This is a genomic window from Gemmata obscuriglobus, from assembly GCF_008065095.1.
Lineage (GTDB): Bacteria > Planctomycetota > Planctomycetia > Gemmatales > Gemmataceae > Gemmata > Gemmata obscuriglobus.
Window position 1 is genome coordinate 3,727,933 of the sequence record NZ_CP042911.1, and the last position, 20,551, is coordinate 3,748,483.

A 20,551-nucleotide genomic window follows, 5' to 3' on the forward strand; every position below is an offset into this window, starting at 1 on the left:
CGACGTTACCGCCCGTGACGCTTCTGAAGGTACGCGGCGAGGTCGTGCCCGAGGTCGGCGTCGGTGCGGAGCCGGACGTAGTCGATCTCCAACCGCCGACAGCCGCTCTCGATCGAATCGATGTGCGCGTGGAGCGCTTTCAAATAGCTGTCACGAACGCCGGCCGGGTCGGTGAGGACTTCCGGCATCCCCTCAAGGCCCTTGAACAGCGTCGTCTGGCGGAACGGAAAATCGAGTTCGGCCGCGTCGAGCGTGTGAAACAGCACCACCTCGTGTTTCTGGTAGCGGAGGTGCTGTAGTGCCGCGAGAAGATCCGGTACGTCGTCGAGCAGGTCGCTGAACACGAACACGATCCCGCGCCGCCCGGTGCGCCCCGCCAGTTCGTCCATCCCGCGTGCGGCCCCGGCCCCGTCGGAAAAGGGGCCGGTCGCCATCACGCGACACGCCTCGCGGAGCTGGTTCGACTGGCCGGACGGTCGCAGGAATGCACGCACCCCGCCGGCCACCAAACTGACGCCCACGGTGTCGGCCTGCTGGAGCACGAGGTAGGCCATCGCGGCCGCCGCCGAGCACGCGAGTTCGTACTTGCTGCGGGCCGCGGAGGCGTACGCCATCGACTCGCTGGCGTCCACAACGACCCACGCGACGAGGTTCGTCTCCTGCTCGTACTGCTTCATGAAGTACCGTTTGGTCCGCGCGTACACGGCCCAGTCGATGTGCTTCACGTCGTCGCCCGGCGCGTACTCGCGGTGCTGCGCGAACTCCACCGCCAGCCCCTGGCGCGGGCTGCGGTGCTTGCCCGCGAGGTAGCCTTCCACGAACTGCCGCGCCTCGATCTCCAGGCGGTCGATTCGGGACAGAACGGCGGCGTCGAGCGGGTTCGACATGGTGCGGGTGACCTATTCGGCCGAACGCGCCGGGACCAGCGCGAGCAGCTTTTTCACAATTTCGTCGGGCGTGACGCGGTCGGCGTCGGCGTTGTAGTTGGTGACGACCCGGTGCCGCATGACGGGCAGCGCGACCGCCTTCACGTCCTCGGTCGCCACGTAGGTGCGACCGTGCAGCAGGGCTCGCGCCTTGGCTGCGAGGACGAGGTTCTGACCCGCGCGCGGCCCCGCCCCCCAGGTCACGTACTTCTTCACGAAGTCGGGCACGTTCGGGTCCGGCGCCTCGCCGTCCTGGGTGCCGGGACGGGTGAGGCGGGCGATCCGCATCGCGTACCGAATGACGAAGCCGGCCGCGGGCACCCGGCGCACCAGCTTTTGCATCTCCAGCAGCTGCGGCCCGTTTACAACGTGCTCCGGCTTTTCGCGGCTCGCGGTCGTCGTGGACTCGAGAATGCGGAACTCCTCCTCCTCGCTCGGGTAGCCCACGTTGACCGTGAACATGAAGCGGTCCTGCTGGGCTTCGGGCAGGGGATAAGTGCCCTCCTGCTCGATGGGGTTCTGGGTCGCGAGGACGAAGAACGGGTCGGGCAGCAGGTGCCGGACGCCCGCGACCGTGACCTGCCGCTCCTGCATCGCTTCGAGCAGCGACGACTGCGTCTTGGGCGGCGTCCGGTTCACCTCGTCGGCGAGCACCACGTTGGCGAACAGCGGACCCGGGAGGAACTTGAACACCGGGCGGTGCGTCTCCGGGTCCTCTTCGATCATCCGCGTCCCGGTGATGTCGGTCGGGATCAGGTCGGGGGTGAACTGGACGCGGTTGAACGTGAGGTTCATGCTGTCCGCGAGGGTGCGGATCATGAGCGTTTTCGCCAGCCCGGGCACCCCGACCAGGAGCGCGTGCCCTTGCGCCAGTAGGGCGATGAGCAGCAGCTCCATCACGTCCTTCTGGCCGACGATAACCTTGCCGCACTCCTCGCCGATCCGCTCGGCCGCGGCGCGCAGTTGGTCGACCGCGTGGGCGTCGTCGCCGCTCAGACCGACAGGTTCCGCTCGAACAGACACGTTGTTCTCCAGCCGGCGTTCGGACGTTGCGAGTTAGGACTATTTCAACCAAACGACCCGGTCGCCGGTTGCGATCACGGTGGCATTCGGGCCGAACCACACGGCCAAGCCGGGGCCTCGGGCCGGGACGTTGAAGCGGCCCGTGCGCGTGCCCGTCTCGGGGTCGAGGAGCACCACGGGCACCACACGATCGACCCACGCATCATACAGCGTTGCGGCGAGCCCGGGGAGCCGCCACAGGTGCGGTTCCCGCCGGAACGATCGTGACAGCCGCGCCAGAACATCCGCCACCGGCTCGCGCGTGGGCGCTTGGCGAGGGTGGGCGATCAGGCCCGATTTCCCGACCCGCACCGCCCACCCCGCGTCGCCGGCGTCCGGCAGCGTGACCGACCACGCGGGCGTGCCGTCTTCTCGTGCGAGCGCCACCACCTTGTTCCCAACGGGAACGTAAATACGATCGGCGTCCGCGTCGACGCCGGACAGGTCAATGTGATCGGCGTCGAGGAACGCGGGCTCGTGCCATAGAGACTTGCCGTCGGCCGCGCTAACCGGTTCGAGGTCCACTCCGTAATTGCGGCGCACGGCGATGAGCAGTTCGGCACCGAACGCACGCACCTGCGGCGGTTCGCCGGCCAGCCCCTCGGGGCGCTCGGCCGCGAACACCCATTTGGTGCGAAGGCCCGGTGTGAACACGACGAACCGGCCCCGCCCCGGTACGGGAAGCGCGATCGGCGGAACGTCGTTCGGTCCGCCCAGATCAACGAGCCGCACGTGGCCGGCCCCGTCAGCGAGCGCGAGGTGCCCGCCCGAGATCTCCACCGGCGCGTGCGGCCAACTCGCCAGCGCCGTGCCGGTTGGGTGGGGCGGTTGCGTTTCGAACCGGCCGGTGTCGAGCCGCACGAACCAGAGCTGACCGTCGGAGAGCTGTGCGACCACGAACCGGTTTGCTGTCGCGAAATGCGGCTCGAACCTGGGAGTCGTAGCGAACATCACCGATTCATACCCGCTGTCGCCGGTCGCCGCCAGCACCCATGCCACCCGCCGGGCGCCGAGGTCGAGCGCGATGAGGTGGAACTCGCCGAGCCGCGCCACGAGCCACGAGCCCGCGAGCCGAAAGGACGACAGGTACGGTCCGAGCGTGTCGGCACCGGCGCGTAGTTGGTAGGGCAAGGCCCCTGGCGTGAGTCTTGCCGTGACCGGCGCCCGAAAAATCCAAACCGGATCGCGGGCCGTACCGTACAGCGCGACGATCCGCGGACCTACCGCCAGAAAGCCGTCCGGCAGATCCGCTGCGTGAGTGAACAGTTCCGTGGCGGCGTGTTCCGTTTCGGCGCCCTGATTGAGCGGCACCGCAAGTACCTTGTCGCCACCGGCCATGAACAGCCGTTGGGGGGGCTCCGTTGAACCCGGGATCGAAAGTAATGGGCACATACCCGAGGGCGTCTGCCATGTGTGATCGCGCTCGGACCGCGGCGCCAGTGCCGGCGGGCACGGCGGGGTAGCGGGGCTCATTACGGGAACCGATGGCGCACGTGTTGGGCGGTGAAGGTGCTCGCTCACGAAGGTTTCGAGCGTCACCGGAAGCCCCTCGGCCGTGAGAACCCATTCGGACATGAGGGCGGGGGGAAGAGCACGGCGCACGGTCGTGGGGAGTTCCCCTGCGCGCGGCGACAGTTGCACCATCCGGGCCGCGGCCCACGCGCGCAACTGGGGCGGGAAGTTACCCGTCGCGGCTTCCGTGAGGGCCGTAAAGCACGCGGCCGTGTTGCCCGCGGCCAGGTCGCGCTCCGACCGGTCGATGAGCCAGTGAAACAGGTCCGCCGGCGTGTCCGATCGCGGGACGATCTTGTACGACTCGGCACGGTATCCCCAAATTTGTGCGTGCGTGACCACGACGAGCGTGCCGTCGGCGTAAGCCAAATTCCCGAAGAACGTTCGGTTCTCGAGTAGATCTCCGGTCATTGGATTCGAGCGACCCGAAGGGGGCAGACCGTTTTCGGGGCGTGCGAAGGTGGGGAGCGGCGCGGGGAGCGGGTTCGGGCGGCCGGGGGTGGGAAACCCATTTTCGGGGCGCACAAAGTACAGCCCGGCGCGCGACGGCCACAAGATCACGTCGTCGGTGACAACCCCTTGGCCGTAAGAAAGCGTACCGCCCTGCACCCAGCCGCCGTCCTCACGGTGGTGCGAGCCAGTGTCCAGGTCCAGCCCGCGCAGCCCCGCGAGCGGCCCGGTCACCGTGACGATGACCCGCCCCCGCGCGACCCCCAGGATTCGTGCCCCTTCCGTCGGGCCGGAGCCCCAGACCACACCGCCGGTGGCGCCGTCGAGGCAATACACGCGTTCGCCGTCGGCCGGCGCGACCAGCACCCGACCGCCGAACGCGACCGCCGGGCTGGGGTCGCCCGCGTAGTTGCTCTTACGCGAGCGCGGGTAGCGAAACGCCCACGCCCGCTGTCCGGTCGCGGCGTCCACCGCGACGACCGCGCCGGTGTTGGAGCAGAACACGAGGTTCCGCCCACAGAGGGTGAGCAGTTCCTGGCGCGTCCGGCCGGCGCCCGAGACCGGCTGGGCGCTGTCACAGAGCTCGGTTGCCCACGCGGGGCGGTCCGGGGTTCGGTCGCCGACCGGGTCGTAACAGACCGCGACGTGAACCACCCGTCCGCCCTCGAACTTGGCGTACACGGCCCACAGCCGCTTCCCGACCACGAGCGGCGCGCCTTCCCAGGCGGCCGGCACCTTCCGGTCCTCGGGCGGGGGGAGCTTCCACACCGGCTCGATTTCGTCCTCGGTCGGTCGCAGGCACGCAAGATACGATTCCTCGGCATCGCCCCTCGAAAGGTCCTCGGGCGTGCGAACCGCCGGCGGGCCGAACCGAGCGTACAGGCGCCCGTCGGCCGCGGTGAGTGACGCGCAGGCGTCGACCGAGTAGCCCGGTAGATCCGACTTTACTTTCACCTCCGAAGAGAAGTACGGGCGCGGCTTGCCGCTCCGCAGGTCGAACCGGTACACGCGACTGGCGTCCGCAACGAACACCTCGCCGTTAGCGATGACAGGGTGTCCGAACGGCTGGCGCGCCGGCGGGTTGTTCGCCTCGCGCCGCGGGACCGCGGGGAGGCGCGCGGACCACGACGCCCGGCCCCAGTCGCGGGGGACGCCGCCGGGCACGCGCCCCGCTCGGTCCGGGCCGCCGCCGAACGTGGCCCACGACTCGGCCGACGGCTCCGGGGCGAGTTGCGGCTTGGCGTCCAGAACCGCCTGAAGTGTGTCAGCCAGCAGCCCGGTTTTGCCCGCGAGCGCGCCGGTCGCGTTCGGGTGCTTCTGCTTAAACCCGTCGAGAGCGTCCTTCGCACGGGAGGGCTGACCGCCGACCGCCAGCGCGAGAACGATTCGCGCACGCACAAGTGCCGGATCGGTGCTGGAATCGGGGTACACGAGGTCCGCGCCTGCGTCCGGCAACAGTTGCCGCCACACGGACTCCGCGCCGCGGAACTCGCCGCGCTCGAACAGCAGGTCGCCGAGAAGGAGCAGCGCCTCGCCCGCGGGGCGCGAGACGAAGTAGCGGTCGAGGAGCTGGTAGAGCGGCTGCGGGTCGCGCCCCTCCTTCGCTTGTGCCAGCAGCCGCTTCGCGGGCTGATCGATCCGGTCCCGGTAGGTCCGCAGCACGTCCGGGCTGAGTCGGCTCAGGAGCTGGTGGGCCAGCCGCCGCGCGGTCGGGTGCGACTGGTTCACTTCGGGCGGGATGAGGTCGCCGCCCGACTCGTCGAGCACGCGCTGGAGGTCATCGGCCGCGTCCGCGTGCTTGCCGGCGGCCAGTTTCTGCTCGATCTCCAGCAACCGCTTGCGGGTCTGAGCCGACGCGCCGCGGACGGCGGCCGATTCCGGCGCGGGGGCCGAGGCCGGTTGCGCGGCGGCAGCGCCGGCGAGGGTCAGCAGGGCCAGTGTTGCGGCGGCGCGGGCGGCCCGGTTCATAGAATGCGCTCGTACCCCGAGAGTGCCCCGCCCGTCGGACGGGACCGCTTTATTGTTGACATTCCGGCCCAAAGCACAAGCGCCGGCGGCCGAAAAAGTCGCCGCGATCCGCTCATGACGAACTCGCGTTGGTTCCTGGCGTGCGTCGGTGTTGCGGCGTTCGGGTTCACCGGCTGCGGCGGCTCGACCGAAGGGCACGCGCCGCAACCGGCCGCCGCCACGGCCCCGCCGACGACGCGGTACGCGCCGCGTACCGACCTGATGGCGGTGAAGATCCCCGACGGCGCCCCCGCGCACTGGTCTGCGGCGCGGTTCCCGCCGCTGAAGAGCGTTCGGCTGATGCCCCACACGCCCGACGCCGATCTGGCGACGGATCTGCGGAAGCAGTTCGGCAAGAACATCCTGGACCCGATCGTTTACGAACAGGACGTGTGGATGCCGGCCCAGGCGGACCGCCTCGCCCGGGTACTCGACGCACACTTCGGCACACCCGCCGCCCCGACCGTCGTGGTGCCGGAACTCAATCACCTCGCGGCAACCAGTACGGTCCGGTTCGATCCGACGCTCAGCCTGGGCGCGAACTTGAAGGAGGCGCAGAAGCAGTTCGGTAAGGCCAAGTTCAAGGAGCTGGAAGCGGACCGGCAGACCGCGAGCGAGATGAAGCGGGAGCTGAAACTGGACGACGCGACGCTCGCCCGCGGGGCCGTGTTGTACCGGCGGTGGTGCATGCAGTGTCACGGCCCGAGTGGGGCCGGCGACGCGGCCTACGCGATCGAGGCCGGGCCGATGCCCCGGGACTACCGCCAGGGCGCTTTCAAATACACGACGGTGCTCGTGCCGGCGACCGCTCCCAAAAAGGCCGGCCTGGGCGCGGCCGGCAAGCCGCTCCGCTCGGACCTCGTGCGCACCGTCCGCAACGGCATCGACGGGACCATGATGCCGGCGTTCCCGTCCCTGACGGCCGCCGAACTCGACGACGTGATTAGTTACGTGATCCACCTGAGCGTGCGCGGGGAGGTCGAATTCGCGGCGCTGGCGAGGGCGATCAAGCCCGGCGGCGACGACCCCATCTACGAAGGCGCCGAAATGGACTGGCTGGTCGCTCAGACCGAACTGGCGGTCCTGTACAACTGGAGCGTCGCTGCGAAGCACCCGATCCCGGTGCCCGCGGAGCCGGTGATGACTGAGAAGGAGCGGATCGACTCGGCGGTGCGGGGGTACCGGCTGTACAACTCGCCGGAGTTCGGGTGCGGGAGTTGCCACGCGAACTACGGTCGCGCCCAGCAGTTGAAGTGGGACATTTGGGGCACGATCGTTCAGCCCCGGAACCTGACGCTCGGCGTGTACCGGGGCGGACGCAAGGGCGAAGACCTGTACGCGCGGATCTACGGCGGGATCGCCCCATCGGGGATGACGGCCTTCCACGACCGCGTGACGAACGCCGCCCCGGGCAGTCCGAACAAGATCTGGGACGTGGTCCATTTCCTGCAGGCACTGGGTGACGCGGGCGACCGCCGTCGGATGCAGGAACGCGATGCCGAGATCAAGTTCGACCCGTGATTCCTCGGGAACATCCCGTTTAAATGTCTTTCGCTGTGACGCGCGGGCATCTTGCCCGTGTTGCCCGATGTAAGGTGTCGCCCTGGACCAAACAGCAACACCCGAAAGCCGGAGCGAGAAGGAGCATTCCCAATCACCGATTTGCTGCGGGTTGACTGATCGGCACATCGGGTAGTTCCCCACCATTTTCTCTCGTGAGGGGCTTCCGGAAGTTCTCACCACACCTTGCGGGCACTTGGGTGCCATCGGTGCCCTGTCGTCGCTCCAGAAGCGGGCTCTTTTGCAGAAAACGCTTCGGCCGCAAGCATCAATTTTTGAACACGTTGCGTCACATTCAACCCGAGTACTGGGCGAAGCTGGTGCGCCTGTTTGGTCCTCATCGGGCGAAAAGAACGCGTGATTTCGTGGGTAGCTGCCACCCAGCGAATGGCCAACTCGTGACCAGTCAGACGCCAGCAGATGTCCCCTTCGTGTCCAGTCGGAGCCGGCTGAGCGAAGCGGCACTGTAACCCCCGTTACAGAGCAGCGGGCCGGGCGACCTTGTTGCGCCGAGACAGCTACTCCAAATCTCCCTCGAACAGACATTCCCGTTCCTCCACTTCCGACTTCCGCGGCGCTGTCCGGTCCGTGTTGCCGCTTGGCGCTGAGTTCGGTGGCCGAAGACCGAACCGCGAACGCGACGCATGCCTTGGTGAGAACTCCCACCGGCGCAACGGCCGGTGCGTACTGCGGCCGATGGCACCCGGTGTATGCGTCGGTCATCCGAGCGGCGGCGGACGGGTGGTGGCGCCGCCTTGAACCGGTCGCCCACGCCCCCGGTGCATCGTCGCACGACCCGCAGTCACGTCCGCAGCGGCTCACAAGGTGCGGGAGAACAACAGGTTGGTGCGGGTGGGCACCCGGTTGGTGATCGGCGCGTTTTGGGGTGGCGCTGGCGGTGGTGAGCTTGGCGATGGACCGGGTTGGTCAAGACGCGCCCTGTGAAGCGGTACTACCGAACGGATCGGAACTGCAATGTGCGCAAGACGTGCAGCTTCTCAAAGGACCGGGAGATGCACCGGGCGGCCACTCGCTTGAACGAATTTAGCGACAACTTCCGTCGTTCGGTGGCGACGCGACGTTCCAAGGACGTGGACGGACTTTTGCGGCGAAGAATCCCGGTGACGGCCGCTGGATTAACCGACCATGTGTGGAGCTTGCCAAGTGGCTGGCATTTCCTGCCGGACGACGCAAGTAGGACCCCACCCGTGTCGGTCTCTGGACACAAATTGACATCGCGTGATCTTGCACTCACCACATTGCAGCGCATGGTATACAATTCGTCATATCCGCCCGCCACCGTACCCGCTGACGTACCCACGCCTATGGCAATTCGTTCAATCTCGCACTTCCTCTGGCAGGTTCTGCGTGCCACGAAGCGAAGTAAGAAACCGCCGACCGGCCGCCAATTGCGGATTTCCCCGACACCGAGGTCCAAGGACGGTTCGTTCCTGACGGCGCTCGTTGACGAAGGACTGCTGAAGTTCGTCACAGGATCCCCGGCCGCCCCGTTCGAAGCCACGTTCTCACTGACCGAGAAGGGGGAGCACGCGGCCGAATACGGCGAGTACGAGTACGAGCCGAAGCGCCCGGCGCCCCAGCCCCCTCCCCCCGTGGTAAAGTCCGCGCCTCCCACGGCGAAGAAGGTCCGCAGCGCCAAGAAGCCGTAAGTCCGGCCCCACGACAGGAAACGCCCAAGGGGCCGAAACAGCCCCTGAGCGTCCGTAAAGCAACCGCACGTTTCTGACCCGCCGGTGGCCGGATTCGTTTCGCCCGCGGTTGGTGCCCTGAAGCGCTTGCCATCGCCCCGTCGTGCCTATCACCCGTCACAACTTCGTTCGCTTGGCCAAGCTCATCGGCGATTGTGACATCCGCCCGCCTACCAGTGGCCGATCTCCGACCACGCCTCCCGGCATCCCGCCCAAACCATTGGCAGTGGGTCTAGATATGGAGATGACAGCCGAGTCGGGAAGATGATCCCCCTCCGCTTCAACTCTTCCTCAAGCTCGAGCGGCGCGTGATGATATCCGCCGCGCTAGCCGACGTGTTACGCGGGTACCTCGACGGGAAGTCGCTTGACGAACCGGTGTGACCTGGGAGTTGGTCAGATCGCGGGGCCGACATGATCAAGATCGACGCTCAGACCGCCGGGATTGCGACCGAAGTTGCCATTAAGGACGGGCCGCAGGAACTCAGTTCCACTCGCTTCGGGGAACCTTCGCAACGTTCCTGGACGGGATCAACATTTCCCTGAAGTCGCGTCAGGAACTGATTTGGCACTCGGGTCCGCGGCTCACGATGAAGCGATACACACGGACGAAGTTGTCCGAATTGGGGGAAGCAGCAACAAAAAAACGTGATTTTCACCGCCTCTGATGACCGAGCCGAACGCCGATTTGTCTTACACAAACTTACACTAGCGCCTGCGGGCGAGGGCAGTTTTGAGCGGGTGAGAGCGGAAATGAACGAGATCGGCGAGTAGCTTTCGCTACTCGCCGATCAGATTGAAAACCACGTAATCACGTCAAGTTAGCGGAGAGGGCGGGATTCGAACCCGCGGTACGATTTTACTCGTACGCCGCTTTAGCAAAGCGGTGCTTTCGACCACTCAGCCACCTCTCCAAATGGCTTAAAAACTAACCCATTCAGCCGTTTGCATCACCCGCCTGTGTTTCGTGTCATTAACCACTCACTACGACCAGAATACATACTGTAGTGAACAGATGCTCTCAGCAGGTTGCAACCGGATAGAGACACCTTACCAACCTCTTGAGCCGAGAAGGTGACGCTTGGAGAAGTCTATTGGTTCACTCGCGTCGAAGCAATCCCCAACCGCCCAAAGAAACTGTACGCCGATTTTCGCCACAGGGAGTTTACACCGCTTTCCCGCTGTCTACCGTTCTTGGGAACTTTACCACGCTTGCGTCTGTCGCCGAGGTGCAGGTAAAGGGCCCAGATCGCCCGCCCGGGGCTGTCCAAAGCGGTGCCGGCCGGGAAGCCGTACCGGACCTTCGGGGCGCCGTGGAGTGGCGAGTCGGACGTGGCCGTGGTTGAGATCAGTGCGGACGCCGGGAAGTCGTGGTCGGAGGCCAAGCGGCTGGGGCACGCGGTGCCGTTCGCGTGGCGGCTGTGGGCGTTTTCGTGGGACGCTCCTGAAACTACTGGACGGTACAAAGTGATGGGCCGGGCACTGCACCGACGGACGCACGCCGCCCGTGGAGCATGACGCGAACCGGCGGACCTACACGATCAACTTTGTTTTCACGGTCGAGGTCGAGGCGGTGTGATCGGCATCGGAGGGCCGGCCACTACAATCGGCCCTGGCGGTCCAAGTGGGACGGCCACTTCTCGGAGGCGACCATGAAGGTGATCATCGCAGCGGCGCTGGTTCTCGGGCTGGGCAGTTTCGCGCGGGCGGAAGACAAAGCGAACCCGGTGGGCACGTGGAAGTGCGAGTACACGATCGGGGACATGAAGCGGACGGCCGAACTGGTGGTCACGAAGGACGGGGACAAATTGGCCGGGGTGATGAACTGGCCGGACCAGAAGGGCGCGAAGGTCAAGGATCTGAAGTTCAAGGACGGGGAACTCACGTTCTCCGCGGTGCGGAAGTTCATGGATAACGAGATCGCCATCGACTACAAGCTGAAGGTCGAGGGAGAGAACCTCAAGGGGAAGGCGGCGGCGGAAGTCGGGGGCAACAAGCAAGAGTTCGACATCGAAGGGAAGCGGGAGAAGAAGTAGCCTGATCCGGCTCAAACCGTCAGTTGTTCGCCGGGATCGCTGGCGCACCGCTGCCAGCGAACCGCCGAAGGCGGCTGTCCCTGGCCCCTGTCGCGGCAGGGCCAACGCACTCACCCACGCCAGAATTTGATGCTACCTACCTCGAAATACTACTGCTGAAAAAATTACGAGGTTGAGTGCGTTGGCCCTGCCGCGCCCCGCGGTGATTATTTCCCCTTGTTCCCGAACCGCCGGGCAAGGTATAGACGCCGCACCTTACGCGGAACTCTTCAGGAGAGGTGCGATGGACTCGCGGGCTACCCCGTTGGCCGGCCGCTCGGCGGTCGTGACGGGTGCGAACCAAGGGCTGGGGCGCGTCATCGCCGAACACCTCGTACGCGCCGGCGCGAGCGTCCTCCTTACCGCACGCGGCGCGGACCTGCTCACGAAAACGGCTGCTGAACTGCTCCCACTGGCCTGCGTGTCCGGTCAGAAGGTGCTGACCCGTGTCGCAGACGTGGCGAAAGAGGCGGACTGCAACGCCACCGCCGCGCAAGCCTTCGCCGAACTCAACAACCCGTGCGTCCTGGTGAACAACGCCGGGGTGTACGGTCCCTTCGGGTTGGTCGAGGAGAACGACTGGGCCGAGTGGGTGAAGGCGATCGAAATCAACCTCTTCGGCACGATCCTCATGTGCCGGGCGTTCCTGCCCCGGATGCGTGAAGCGCAGTACGGGAAGATCATCAACCTCTCGGGGGGTGGCGCGACGGCGCCCCTTCCGCGCATCAGCTCGTATGCGGCGTCGAAGGCGGCCGTGGTGCGGTTCACCGAGACGCTCGCGGAAGAAACGCGGGGCGCCGGGATCGACGTCAACGCCGTAGCCCCCGGCGCGCTCAACACGCGCCTCATGGACGACCTGATCGCCGCCGGCCCCGAGAAAGTGGGCGCGGCGTTCTTCGACAAGATGACCAAGACGCGCGACTCGGGCGGCACGCCACTCGACAAGGGCGCGGAGCTGTCGGTGTTCCTCGCGTCCGCCGCTTCGGACGGCATCTCGGGGCGTCTCATTAGCGCGGTCTGGGACGACTGGCAGAACCTGCCGACACACTCCGACCAGCTCGCGTCGAGCGACATTTACACGCTGCGCCGCATCACGCCGGACGACCGCGGGGGGTGGAAGAAATGCGCGTAGGCATCGTCGGGTGCGGGCTTATCGGCGGGAAGCGGGCGAAGAGCCTTGCCGCACTTGGACACACGGTCGCCGCCACCGCAGACATTAGCCTTGAGCGCGCACAGGCGCTCGCGAAGGCGTACCCGGGGTGCGACGCGGTCGGCGGCTGGCGCGAACTCGTGGCGCGCGCCGACCTGGACACGGTCGTCGTCGCGACCATCAACGATTCGCTCGCGTCGATCACCCTGGCGGCGGTTGAGGCGGGCAAACACGTGCTGGTGGAGAAGCCGGCGGCGCGGTCGGCCGAGGAGCTGCGCCCGGTCGAATCGGCGGCGCAACAGGCGGGCGTCACGGTCCGGGTCGGGTTCAACCACCGGTTCCACCCCGCGCTGCTGAAGGCGCGGGAACTGGTCGACGCCGGCGCGGTCGGGCCGCTGATGTTTGTTCGCGGCCGGTACGGTCACGGCGGGCGCGTGGGTTACGATCGCGAGTGGCGCGCGAACCCGGAACTGGCCGGCGGGGGCGAACTGCTCGACCAGGGCGTCCACCTGATCGACCTGACCCGATGGTTCCTCGGCGACGTGAGCCGCGTAAGTGGGTTCGCGGGCACGTTCTTCTGGGACATGCCGGTCGAAGACAACGGCTTCCTCTGCACCCACCACGCGGACGGATCGGTCGGTTGGCTACACGCCAGCTGCTCGGAGTGGAAGAACCTGTTCTGCCTTGAAATTTACGGCAAGACGGGCAAGCTCCAGGTCGACGGGCTCGGCGGCAGTTACGGGCTGGAGCGGCTGGCGTATTACCGCATGTTGCCGCAAATGGGGCCGCCCGAGACGACCATCTGGGAGTACCCGGGTGAGGACGGGTCGTGGAACGCGGAGTTCCGCGCGTTCGAGGCCGCCGTCGCGGGACGGCAGGGGTCGGGTGCGACGCTCGGCGACGCGGTCGCGGCGCTCGATGTGGTCGCGGCGGTGTACGCGCAGTCGGCCGGGGACGGCCGCCGCGCGGCGTAAACGGTCGGTAGCGCGGACGGAACCTTCGGTAAAGTTTTACGCTTGTGGTAGCCGATATTTACAATGCCGCGCGACGCGCTCGGCCCCCGACCGCACCACACCGCATGGAAGCGGAGTGACCGATGATTATCACACGAAGCCCGCTCCGCATCTCGCTCGGTGGTGGTGGGACCGACCTGCCGTCCTACTACCGCGACCACACCGGCTTCCTCGTGGCCGCGGCCATCAACCGCCACGTCCACATCGTCATCAACCGGTCCATCCTGCCGGAGATGATACTCAAGTACTCTCAGACCGAGCGCGTCACCGACGTGGAGCAGATCCAGCACCCGCTGGTCCGCGAGGCGATGAAGCTGGTGGGCATACCGGCCGAGGGCCTGGAAATCGCCGCCATGGCCGACATCCCGGCGGGCACCGGGCTGGGCTCGTCCGGCAGCTTCTGCACCGCACTCTTGCGCGGGCTGCACGCCCTGCACAACGGCAACCCGAGCGCCGCCGAGATCGGCGAGCAGGCGTGCCACATCGAGATCGACCAACTGCACGAGCCGGTCGGCAAGCAGGACCAGTACATTGCGGCGGTCGGCGGGGTGACGTGCTTCCGGTTCCACCCGGACGGGCACGTCGAGTACTGGCCGCTGCGGGCGTCGTCGGACACGCTCCGCAAGCTCGAACAGAACGTGCTGCTATTCTTCACCGGGTACACGCGGTCCGCGTCGGAGGTGCTGCGCGAGCAGGACACCAAGACGAAGGCGTCCGACGCGTCGATGATCCAGAACCTGCACTTCATCAAGGACCTGGGGCTCAAGAGCAAGGACGCGCTGGAGGCCGGCGACCTGCGGGGCTTCGCCGAGCTGATGAACGTGCACTGGAACTCGAAGAAGAAGCGGAGCGGGAACATGTCCAACTCCCGCATCGACGAGTGGTACGACCTCGGGCTGAAGAACGGCGGGCTGGGCGGTAAGCTGATCGGCGCCGGCGGCGGCGGGTTCCTGATGTTCTACACCGAGAACCCGGACCAGTTGACCGAGGCCATGAGCGAGGCGGGCCTCCAGAACGTGCCGTTCCGGTTCGACTTCGAGGGCACGCGCGTGATCAGCGGCGGCGCCCCGTCGCCGGTGCTGCGCCCCGCGATCCGCCGGGCGGCGTGAGCGGTTCTCTCGCGGCGCCCCGCCCGAGCCAAGGGCCGCGGGGGCATTCCCACTCTGTGTCACGAGACCAAGGCACGAAGGCACAGCCGTGAACGACCTCGCTTCGACGCCCGTGCTGATCCTCGCTGGCGGGAAGGCCACGCGCCTCGGCGACATCGCCAAGGCCGTGCCCAAAGCGCTGGTGCCGCTGGCCGGGCGGCCGTTTCTTGATCACCAATTCGCGGACCTGCACGCCCAGGGCATTCGCGAAGTGGTCATGTGCGTCGGGCACTTCGCAGAGCAGATCCGGGACTACGTCGGCGGCGGGGAGCGGTTCGGGCTGCGGGTCCGGTACTCCGAAGACGGCGCGAAGCCGCTCGGCACCGGCGGCGCAGTTCGGCGGGCGCTGCCGCTCATCCCCGACCAGTGCTTCGTGCTGTACGGCGACTCGCTGCTGGACGTGAGCTACGCCGCGGTGCTGGGCGCGTTGCCGCCGGCGGCCCTGGCCGTAATGACGGTGTTCCGCAACGAGAACAGTTACGACACGAGCAACGTGGTCTTCCAAAATGGGCGCCTGTTGCGGTACAGCAAACGGGACCGCACGCCCGCGATGACCCACATCGACTACGGGCTGTCGCTCTTGCGCCGGGGCGCGGTCGAGCGGATCCCCGAGCACGAACCGTCCGACCTGGCCGAACTGTACACGGGGCTGGTGGACCGCGGCGAGATGGTGGGGCTCGAGGTGACCGAGCGGTTCTACGAAATCGGCTCGCCGGCGGGCCTGCAGGAGGCCGAAGCGTTCGTCCTCCGGCGGGCCGGCTGATCCCCGAATCGCGGCGTCCGCTTCGACCCGCACGCGCCCGATTGACCGGGTTGGCTCCTGAACCGAGTTGCTTCGTGCGGGCGGCGCCCGCGGTCCCAGAACATCAGCGAACGGAGTCGCACATGTCGTTCACGCAGCAGTTCCTCGCCGAAGCCGGCGAGATCGTCACGAAGCTCGATGTCGCCGCCATCGATCGGACCGTGAAGGCGCTGGCGGACACCCGCGCCCGCGGCGGGCGGTTGTTCATCCTCGGCGTCGGCGGCAGCGCCTCGAACGCGGCGCACGCGGTCAACGACTTCCGCAAGATCGCCGGCATCGAGACCTACTCGCCCACCGACAACGTCTCGGAACTGACGGCCCGCACGAACGACGAGGGCTGGGAGACGGTGTTCGCCGAGTGGCTCAAGGGGAGCCGGCTCAACAGCAAGGACGCGATCCTGGTGTTCTCCGTCGGGGGCGGCGACCTCGAACGGAACGTCAGCCCGAACTTGGTGCGCGCGGTCCAACACGCCAAGGCGGTCGGGGCGACGGTGTGCGGGATCGTGGGCCGCGACGGCGGGTACACGGCGAAGGTGGCCGACGCGTGCGTGATCGTCCCGACGGTGAACGCGGCGCACGTGACGCCGCACGCCGAGGCGTTCCAGGCGATCGTGTGGCACCTGTTCGTAACGCACCCCGCGCTCAAGGCCGCCGCTACCAAGTGGGAGTCGACCGCCGCCGCCGATGCGGTAACCAAGAAGGCGGCGTAACTCGCGCCCGTGCGAAGCACGGGCGCGTCGGCTCCGCGAAGGCGATCTGGAAACTGACGATGGCGCAGCGCGTGGTGTTCCTGGATCGGGACGGGGTGCTCAACCGGGCCTTCCCCGAGGGGGGCACCACGCGCCCGCCCATGACGCTCGACGAACTGGAACTCCTGCCGGGCGTGCCTGCGGCTCTCGAGCGCCTACGCGCCGCCGGGTTCGCGCGGGTCGTGGTTACCAACCAGCCGGACGTGGCCCGTGGCAAGCAGACCCGTGCGGCGGTCGAGGCGATTAACGCCAAGATGTGTGCCGAGCTGCCGCTGACCGACTTGTTCGCGTGCTACCACGACACCGCGGACCGGTGCGACTGTCGCAAGCCGAAGCCCGGAATGCTGCTGGCGGCGGCGGCGAAGTGGGATCTGGACCTGCCCGCCGCGTTCCTGATCGGTGACCGGTGGAGCGATGTGGCCGCGGCGGCCGCCGCCGGGTGCCGCGGCGTGCTGATCGACACGCCGTTCAGCTCGCCCGAGAGGTGCTCGCCCGACCACACCGCGGCGGACATCACCGCGGCCGTGGACTGGGTTCTCAAAACAGCGGCGGCCGAAGCGACTGGTCGCACGGCCGCCCGATGACGGGTACGGGTTCACGCCAAAAGGGAGTTTGGGATGAAACTGTTCGTCGACACCGCGGACGTGAAAGAGCTGGAGATGTGCCTCGAGCGGGGGTTCCCGTCGGGCGTCACCACCAACCCGCTGTTGGTCGCGCGGTCCGGTTGCACGGACTTCGGCGCGCACATCCGCTCGATGATCGACGCCCTGATCCGGCACGACGCCAAGATCCCGCTGTCGGTGGAGGTGAACACCGCCGACCCGAACAAGATGGCCGACCAGGCCGAGGAGTTCGTCCGCGAGTTCGGCGACTACCCGTACCTGAACATCAAGATCCCGATCGGCTGGAACGAGCTGAAGGTGATCGCGCAGCTGGCCAAGCGGAACGTGCCGGTGAACTGCACCTGCTGCATGTCGTACAACCAGGCGATCATGGCCGCCAGCGCGGGGGCCAAGTACGTGAGCCTGTTCTGGGGGCGCATCCGCGACATCGGCTACGACGCCGGCAGCGTGGTCCGCGCCACCCGCGAGTCGCTCGACCGGCGCGGGCTCGACAGCGAGATCATCGTCGGCAGCATCCGCCACATCGCCGACGTGAACGAGGCGATCCAGGCCGGCGGGCACATTCTCACGGTGCCGCCCAAGTTCTTCTCGCAAATGTGCGCTCACCCGAAGACCGACGAGGCCGTTGCCCAGTTCATGACCGAGTTCCGCGCATGGGAGCAGGCGGTCCAGGCCAACCAGATGAAGCGAGCCGCTTGATGCTGAGCCCCGCGGTTCCAGGCCGCCGCGGGCATTTCAGGTTGACGCGCCGCATGGGCCGCCCGGCTTTCCTTGCGCGGCAGGTGTTGCCAGCCACTCGCGTAAGGATCGCACACGGTCGGCGATCCCGGCGGCCCATTGATGCAGCGGTAGCACTGCGGGCGACTGGCGGAGCGGGCCGCACCAACACTCGATGGCGTGGTCCGGACGATTTTGACGGGATCGACAGGATTTCAACTCCGTCAGAATCGGTGTTCGTAATCATGAGGCCCGTGGGCCGGAACGCAGCCGCGACCGTCCGCTCCGCCGCCGTTTCTTAGGGCTTGGTGAACGTGCTGGCGTCGAGTTTCTCGACCAACTCCAGGCTCGTCACCTCGCCTTCGATGAACTTCTTGCCGTCCCGCTTGGTAAGGAACTTCATCGCCTGCTGGGTCCCTTGAACTTCCTTATACTCGCTCGGGAACGATTCTTCCGTCACCTCCTGACCGGTGGTGTCGTCCTTCACGCGCGTTTCGCTCTTCACGAGCAAGCCGGTTTCTTTGTCGAAGTAGAGGTCGATGTCGCGGTGCCCTTTGCTCGACACTTTCACCCCGAGCGCCGGGCGGTTTTCCACTTTGATCTCGCCGGTCGTGGCGAAGGTGAACTGCTTGTCCTTCAGTGGGGCCAAGTTCGTCACCCAGGAGGCGTATGCCTGCTCCTTGGTCTCTTCGAGCTTGTCCTTGTCCAACTCCGTCACGTCTTTCACGATCTTCGTCCAACCCTTGTCGCCGGCCAGGACGATGACGATCGGGATCTTCTGCCCGCCGGCGTCGATCTCCAGGTCGATGCGCTGCTTGTCCTGTCCCGCGACAGAGATTTCGCCGGTCATTGCGAGGCCGTCGCCCTGCCCGTAGAAGGTGCCCTTGAGCTTACTGACGGCGCCCCCGAACTTGTCGAGTTTGTCCTGCCCGCCGTGTGCTTTTACGGCCTTCTCGATCAACTTTCGGGCCTCCGCCGCGTCGTCCGCCCGCGCCGGAGCGATCGCCGCGAATACGAACCCGAGCGCCAGAACCGCATGCCGAAGGTGCTTCACGAGTCGCTCCCGATGTGAGGTGAACGTGCCGGCGTGCCGGCCGGCACTCGCCAGTGATTCGCCGCTGGTAGCGCCGGATTATCTGCCGCGCGAGAACTTTTTCCGATCCAGACCGTAGGCCTCGCGCTCGAACCGGTTGTCGAAATAGAAGTGGTCGCCGCGCCGCCACGCGAGGTAGCTCGCCAGGAAGTATGCCGGGAGGAACAGCGGCCCCCACCGCTCGCACTGGCGCACGTGGACGTGTTCGTGGTCGCGCGAGTGGTCGAGGGCGTCGCGGTCCTGGCCCAGGATTACGTGCCCGAGGCACAGAGCGGAGGCCTCGATCCACAGGCACCGGCGGAGCACGAACCGCGCGAACCCGCCGTACACCTCCAGCGCGCCGCGCTCGACGCGCATCCGACCGCCGGTGACCACCGCGAGCGGCACGCACGAAAGCCCGAGAAGCGTCACGGGCAGTGCCCACAGGTAGCGTAACGGCGCCGCCGCGGTTCGGGTCAGACTCACGGCTTGTTCCCGTCGTAGTTCCGTTCGACCAGCCCGACGCCTGTGGGGATTTCGGAAGGGCGGCCGAAGTAGTTGTCCACGATCATGTTCGCTCGCCCGCCGTCCGCTTTCACCGCGAGTGAGTCGGTTCGTGGCCGGTCGTCGCGGATCAGGCACCCGCTGACGCGCGAGCGCGACACATCTTTCAGGAGCAGCCCGACGGCATCGGAATCTAAAATCGTCACATTCGTAACGTTAAACCGGTCGCAGGTGTCGAGCGTGACGGCCGCGGGCGCCACCCGGACGCGCGAAACCGTGAAGCCCGTCAGCACACAGTCGGTGCTGTTGCGGAACACAAGGTCGTTGGCCGTTTCGGGCTTCTCTTCACTCGCGTAGCGCGGGTTGCGGTCGAAGTTGTTTGGACCGATGGTTACTGCGGTGCTGTTCTCGACGAGCACGTTGTGCTCGTAGGCCGTCCAACAAGTGTTGCCGGTCATTAAGACCCCGCGGGCGTGATCGAGGTGAACGTTTACCTTTACGTCGCTGAGGACGTTGCCGGTGATGGTGACGTGTCCGTCGCGGAGTTCACCGGTGCCGTTCGCCTTTGTCGCGCTCGGACCTTTGATACGGATGTTGGCCGAACCCGGGGCGTTGTGGTTGTGCTGAACGGTGCAGCCGGTGATCGCGACTTCGGCGTTCGACCCGCCGGTGCTGTCGATGAGCACGTTCGCGGTGGGCGGACCGTTCACCCCGTGGTTGCTCTCGATGTCGCAACCGGTGATGTGGAGGTTCCGCACCTGCCCGGCCCGGGCCACGACGCCGCCCAGATCGCAATAGCTGATGTGCGAACCCGTAACGTTGATCTGGTGCAGGTTCACGTTGTCGAGGTAAACGCCGACCCCGCGGTTCTCGTAGATGTGGCAGTCCGAAACGAGGACGTTGCGGTTGCGCGTTGTCAGATGGATGCCGTGAAAGCACTTGCGGATCAGCACCTTTGAGACGGTGAGCTGCATCGTGCCCGCCGCTTCGATGCCGTTCGCCTTGTCGTGCCCGCCAACGATTTCCAACCCCTCAACGCTCGGCATCCGCTCATTCCAAACCTGCGCGCCGACCGTTTTCGGGTCCGCTGTGCCGGTGTGTGTGCCCACGAATTTGAACGCCGGTCCCTCGCCGGCCATTACGATTCGCGCGGTGCCGTCGCCGCGCAGGGCCGCGAACCCGGCTTTGTTCAAGTTCACGAGAACCGGTTTGCTGATGCGGTAAGTGCCGTGCGGGAACACGGTCGGGCCGTTCCCGGCGTTGACGGCGTTCTGAACGGCTTGCCAGTCGTCGGTGCAACCGTCGCCCTTCGCGCCGTGGTCGCGCACCGTTCCGTGCGGCACCTTAAACGGCCCGAAAGGCTCCGGTCGCGGCACCGGTTGCCCCCTCCCGGCGAATCCGATTGCCAGTAACGCCAGGAACGACAGCGCAAGCCCACTGGCGAAGAGACCGATGACTCGACGCGACATGCGG

17 protein-coding genes and 1 tRNA gene are annotated in these 20,551 nt (G+C 66.7%); 11 read left to right on the plus strand and 7 right to left on the minus strand.

Translation table 11 applies throughout. The annotated features are described in order from the left end of the window. Positions 1-5 precede the first annotated feature (5 nt). From GobsT_RS15515 to GobsT_RS15525, 3 genes are read right to left on the minus strand one after another with little or no spacing between them, the layout of a single operon-like run. Complete coding sequence (locus GobsT_RS15515; RefSeq protein ID WP_010041455.1) at positions 6-887, minus strand: DUF58 domain-containing protein; 882 nt, start codon at positions 885-887, stop codon at positions 6-8. A gap of 12 nt (positions 888-899) precedes the next feature. Then, positions 900-1,949, minus strand: coding sequence for an AAA family ATPase (locus GobsT_RS15520; protein WP_010041457.1), 1,050 nt, complete (start codon positions 1,947-1,949; stop codon positions 900-902). Between the two features lie 39 nt (positions 1,950-1,988). Beyond that, positions 1,989-5,918 (minus strand): outer membrane protein assembly factor BamB family protein, encoded by a 3,930-nt coding sequence (locus GobsT_RS15525; RefSeq protein ID WP_010041460.1) that lies wholly within the window; start codon positions 5,916-5,918, stop codon positions 1,989-1,991. 114 nt (positions 5,919-6,032) lie between these two features. Between GobsT_RS15525 and GobsT_RS15530 the strand changes: the two genes are divergently transcribed. Together GobsT_RS15530 and GobsT_RS15535 are read left to right on the plus strand one after the other, a co-directional pair. After that, positions 6,033-7,478 (plus strand): c-type cytochrome, encoded by a 1,446-nt coding sequence (locus GobsT_RS15530; protein WP_010041462.1) that lies wholly within the window; start codon positions 6,033-6,035, stop codon positions 7,476-7,478. Positions 7,479-8,842: 1,364 nt separating this feature from the next. Then, positions 8,843-9,187, plus strand: coding sequence for a hypothetical protein (locus GobsT_RS15535; protein ID WP_010041465.1), 345 nt, complete (start codon positions 8,843-8,845; stop codon positions 9,185-9,187). Between the two features lie 863 nt (positions 9,188-10,050). Here the strand turns inward: GobsT_RS15535 and GobsT_RS15540 are convergent. Then, positions 10,051-10,139, minus strand: a tRNA-Ser gene (locus GobsT_RS15540). 361 nt (positions 10,140-10,500) lie between these two features. On the opposite strand from GobsT_RS15540, the gene GobsT_RS15545 reads away from it, so the two are divergent. The 9 genes from GobsT_RS15545 to GobsT_RS15585 all read left to right on the plus strand — a co-directional run bounded on the left by GobsT_RS15545 (position 10,501) and on the right by GobsT_RS15585 (position 17,484). Beyond that, the gene (locus GobsT_RS15545) at positions 10,501-10,743 is read left to right on the plus strand and encodes a molybdopterin-binding protein (protein ID WP_010041467.1); all 243 of its coding nucleotides are present in this window, start codon (positions 10,501-10,503) and stop codon (positions 10,741-10,743) included. Between the two features lie 134 nt (positions 10,744-10,877). Further along, positions 10,878-11,261, plus strand: coding sequence for a DUF2147 domain-containing protein (locus tag GobsT_RS15550; protein WP_010041472.1), 384 nt, complete (start codon positions 10,878-10,880; stop codon positions 11,259-11,261). 283 nt (positions 11,262-11,544) lie between these two features. Then, the gene (locus tag GobsT_RS15555) at positions 11,545-12,432 is read left to right on the plus strand and encodes an SDR family NAD(P)-dependent oxidoreductase (protein ID WP_010048309.1); all 888 of its coding nucleotides are present in this window, start codon (positions 11,545-11,547) and stop codon (positions 12,430-12,432) included. Further along, entirely contained in the window at positions 12,423-13,424 is a 1,002-nt protein-coding gene (locus GobsT_RS15560) for a Gfo/Idh/MocA family protein (protein ID WP_010048311.1), read from the plus strand. The genes GobsT_RS15555 and GobsT_RS15560 overlap by 10 nt, the downstream gene beginning before the upstream one ends. Before the next feature lie 122 nt (positions 13,425-13,546). Further along, positions 13,547-14,572: a GHMP family kinase ATP-binding protein gene (locus GobsT_RS15565; protein ID WP_010048317.1), complete on the plus strand. Its 1,026-nt coding sequence runs from the start codon at positions 13,547-13,549 to the stop codon at positions 14,570-14,572. Positions 14,573-14,660: 88 nt separating this feature from the next. Further along, entirely contained in the window at positions 14,661-15,374 is a 714-nt protein-coding gene (locus GobsT_RS15570; protein WP_010048319.1) for a nucleotidyltransferase family protein, read from the plus strand. Between the two features lie 122 nt (positions 15,375-15,496). Next, the gene (locus tag GobsT_RS15575) at positions 15,497-16,123 is read left to right on the plus strand and encodes an SIS domain-containing protein (RefSeq protein ID WP_010048320.1); all 627 of its coding nucleotides are present in this window, start codon (positions 15,497-15,499) and stop codon (positions 16,121-16,123) included. Next, a complete protein-coding gene (locus tag GobsT_RS15580) occupies positions 16,075-16,746 on the plus strand; it encodes a D-glycero-alpha-D-manno-heptose-1,7-bisphosphate 7-phosphatase (protein WP_330591319.1) in 672 nt (223 codons plus the stop codon). Before GobsT_RS15575 ends, GobsT_RS15580 begins: the two co-directional genes overlap by 49 nt. 33 nt (positions 16,747-16,779) lie before the next feature. Then, positions 16,780-17,484, plus strand: a complete 705-nt coding sequence (locus GobsT_RS15585) for a transaldolase family protein (protein WP_010048325.1) — start codon at positions 16,780-16,782, stop codon at positions 17,482-17,484. Between the two features lie 316 nt (positions 17,485-17,800). Here the strand turns inward: GobsT_RS15585 and GobsT_RS15590 are convergent, their stop codons facing one another. The 3 genes from GobsT_RS15590 to GobsT_RS15600 form a co-directional block, all read right to left on the minus strand. After that, entirely contained in the window at positions 17,801-18,556 is a 756-nt protein-coding gene (locus GobsT_RS15590; protein WP_010048328.1) for a hypothetical protein, read from the minus strand. A gap of 78 nt (positions 18,557-18,634) precedes the next feature. Then, positions 18,635-19,060 carry a hypothetical protein gene (locus GobsT_RS15595; protein ID WP_010048330.1) on the minus strand — a complete coding sequence of 142 codons (426 nt, stop codon included), beginning with the start codon at positions 19,058-19,060 and terminating at the stop codon, positions 18,635-18,637. Next, entirely contained in the window at positions 19,057-20,547 is a 1,491-nt protein-coding gene (locus GobsT_RS15600; RefSeq protein WP_010048331.1) for a right-handed parallel beta-helix repeat-containing protein, read from the minus strand. Before GobsT_RS15600 ends, GobsT_RS15595 begins: the two co-directional genes overlap by 4 nt. Positions 20,548-20,551 lie beyond the last annotated feature (4 nt).

Bases quoted from the DNA above. Each gene is read 5' to 3' on its own strand.
- GobsT_RS15515 (WP_010041455.1), bottom strand. From the start codon at position 887: ATGTCGAACCCGCTCGACGCCGCCGTTCTGTCCCGAATCGACCGCCTG.
- GobsT_RS15525 (WP_010041460.1), bottom strand. From the start codon at position 5,918: ATGAACCGGGCCGCCCGCGCCGCCGCAACACTGGCCCTGCTGACCCTC.
- GobsT_RS15530 (WP_010041462.1), top strand. From the start codon at position 6,033: ATGACGAACTCGCGTTGGTTCCTGGCGTGCGTCGGTGTTGCGGCGTTC.
- GobsT_RS15535 (WP_010041465.1), top strand. From the start codon at position 8,843: ATGGCAATTCGTTCAATCTCGCACTTCCTCTGGCAGGTTCTGCGTGCC.
- GobsT_RS15550 (WP_010041472.1), top strand. From the start codon at position 10,878: ATGAAGGTGATCATCGCAGCGGCGCTGGTTCTCGGGCTGGGCAGTTTC.
- GobsT_RS15555 (WP_010048309.1), top strand. From the start codon at position 11,545: ATGGACTCGCGGGCTACCCCGTTGGCCGGCCGCTCGGCGGTCGTGACG.
- GobsT_RS15560 (WP_010048311.1), top strand. From the start codon at position 12,423: ATGCGCGTAGGCATCGTCGGGTGCGGGCTTATCGGCGGGAAGCGGGCG.
- GobsT_RS15565 (WP_010048317.1), top strand. From the start codon at position 13,547: ATGATTATCACACGAAGCCCGCTCCGCATCTCGCTCGGTGGTGGTGGG.
- GobsT_RS15575 (WP_010048320.1), top strand. From the start codon at position 15,497: ATGTCGTTCACGCAGCAGTTCCTCGCCGAAGCCGGCGAGATCGTCACG.
- GobsT_RS15585 (WP_010048325.1), top strand. From the start codon at position 16,780: ATGAAACTGTTCGTCGACACCGCGGACGTGAAAGAGCTGGAGATGTGC.
- GobsT_RS15600 (WP_010048331.1), bottom strand. From the start codon at position 20,547: ATGTCGCGTCGAGTCATCGGTCTCTTCGCCAGTGGGCTTGCGCTGTCG.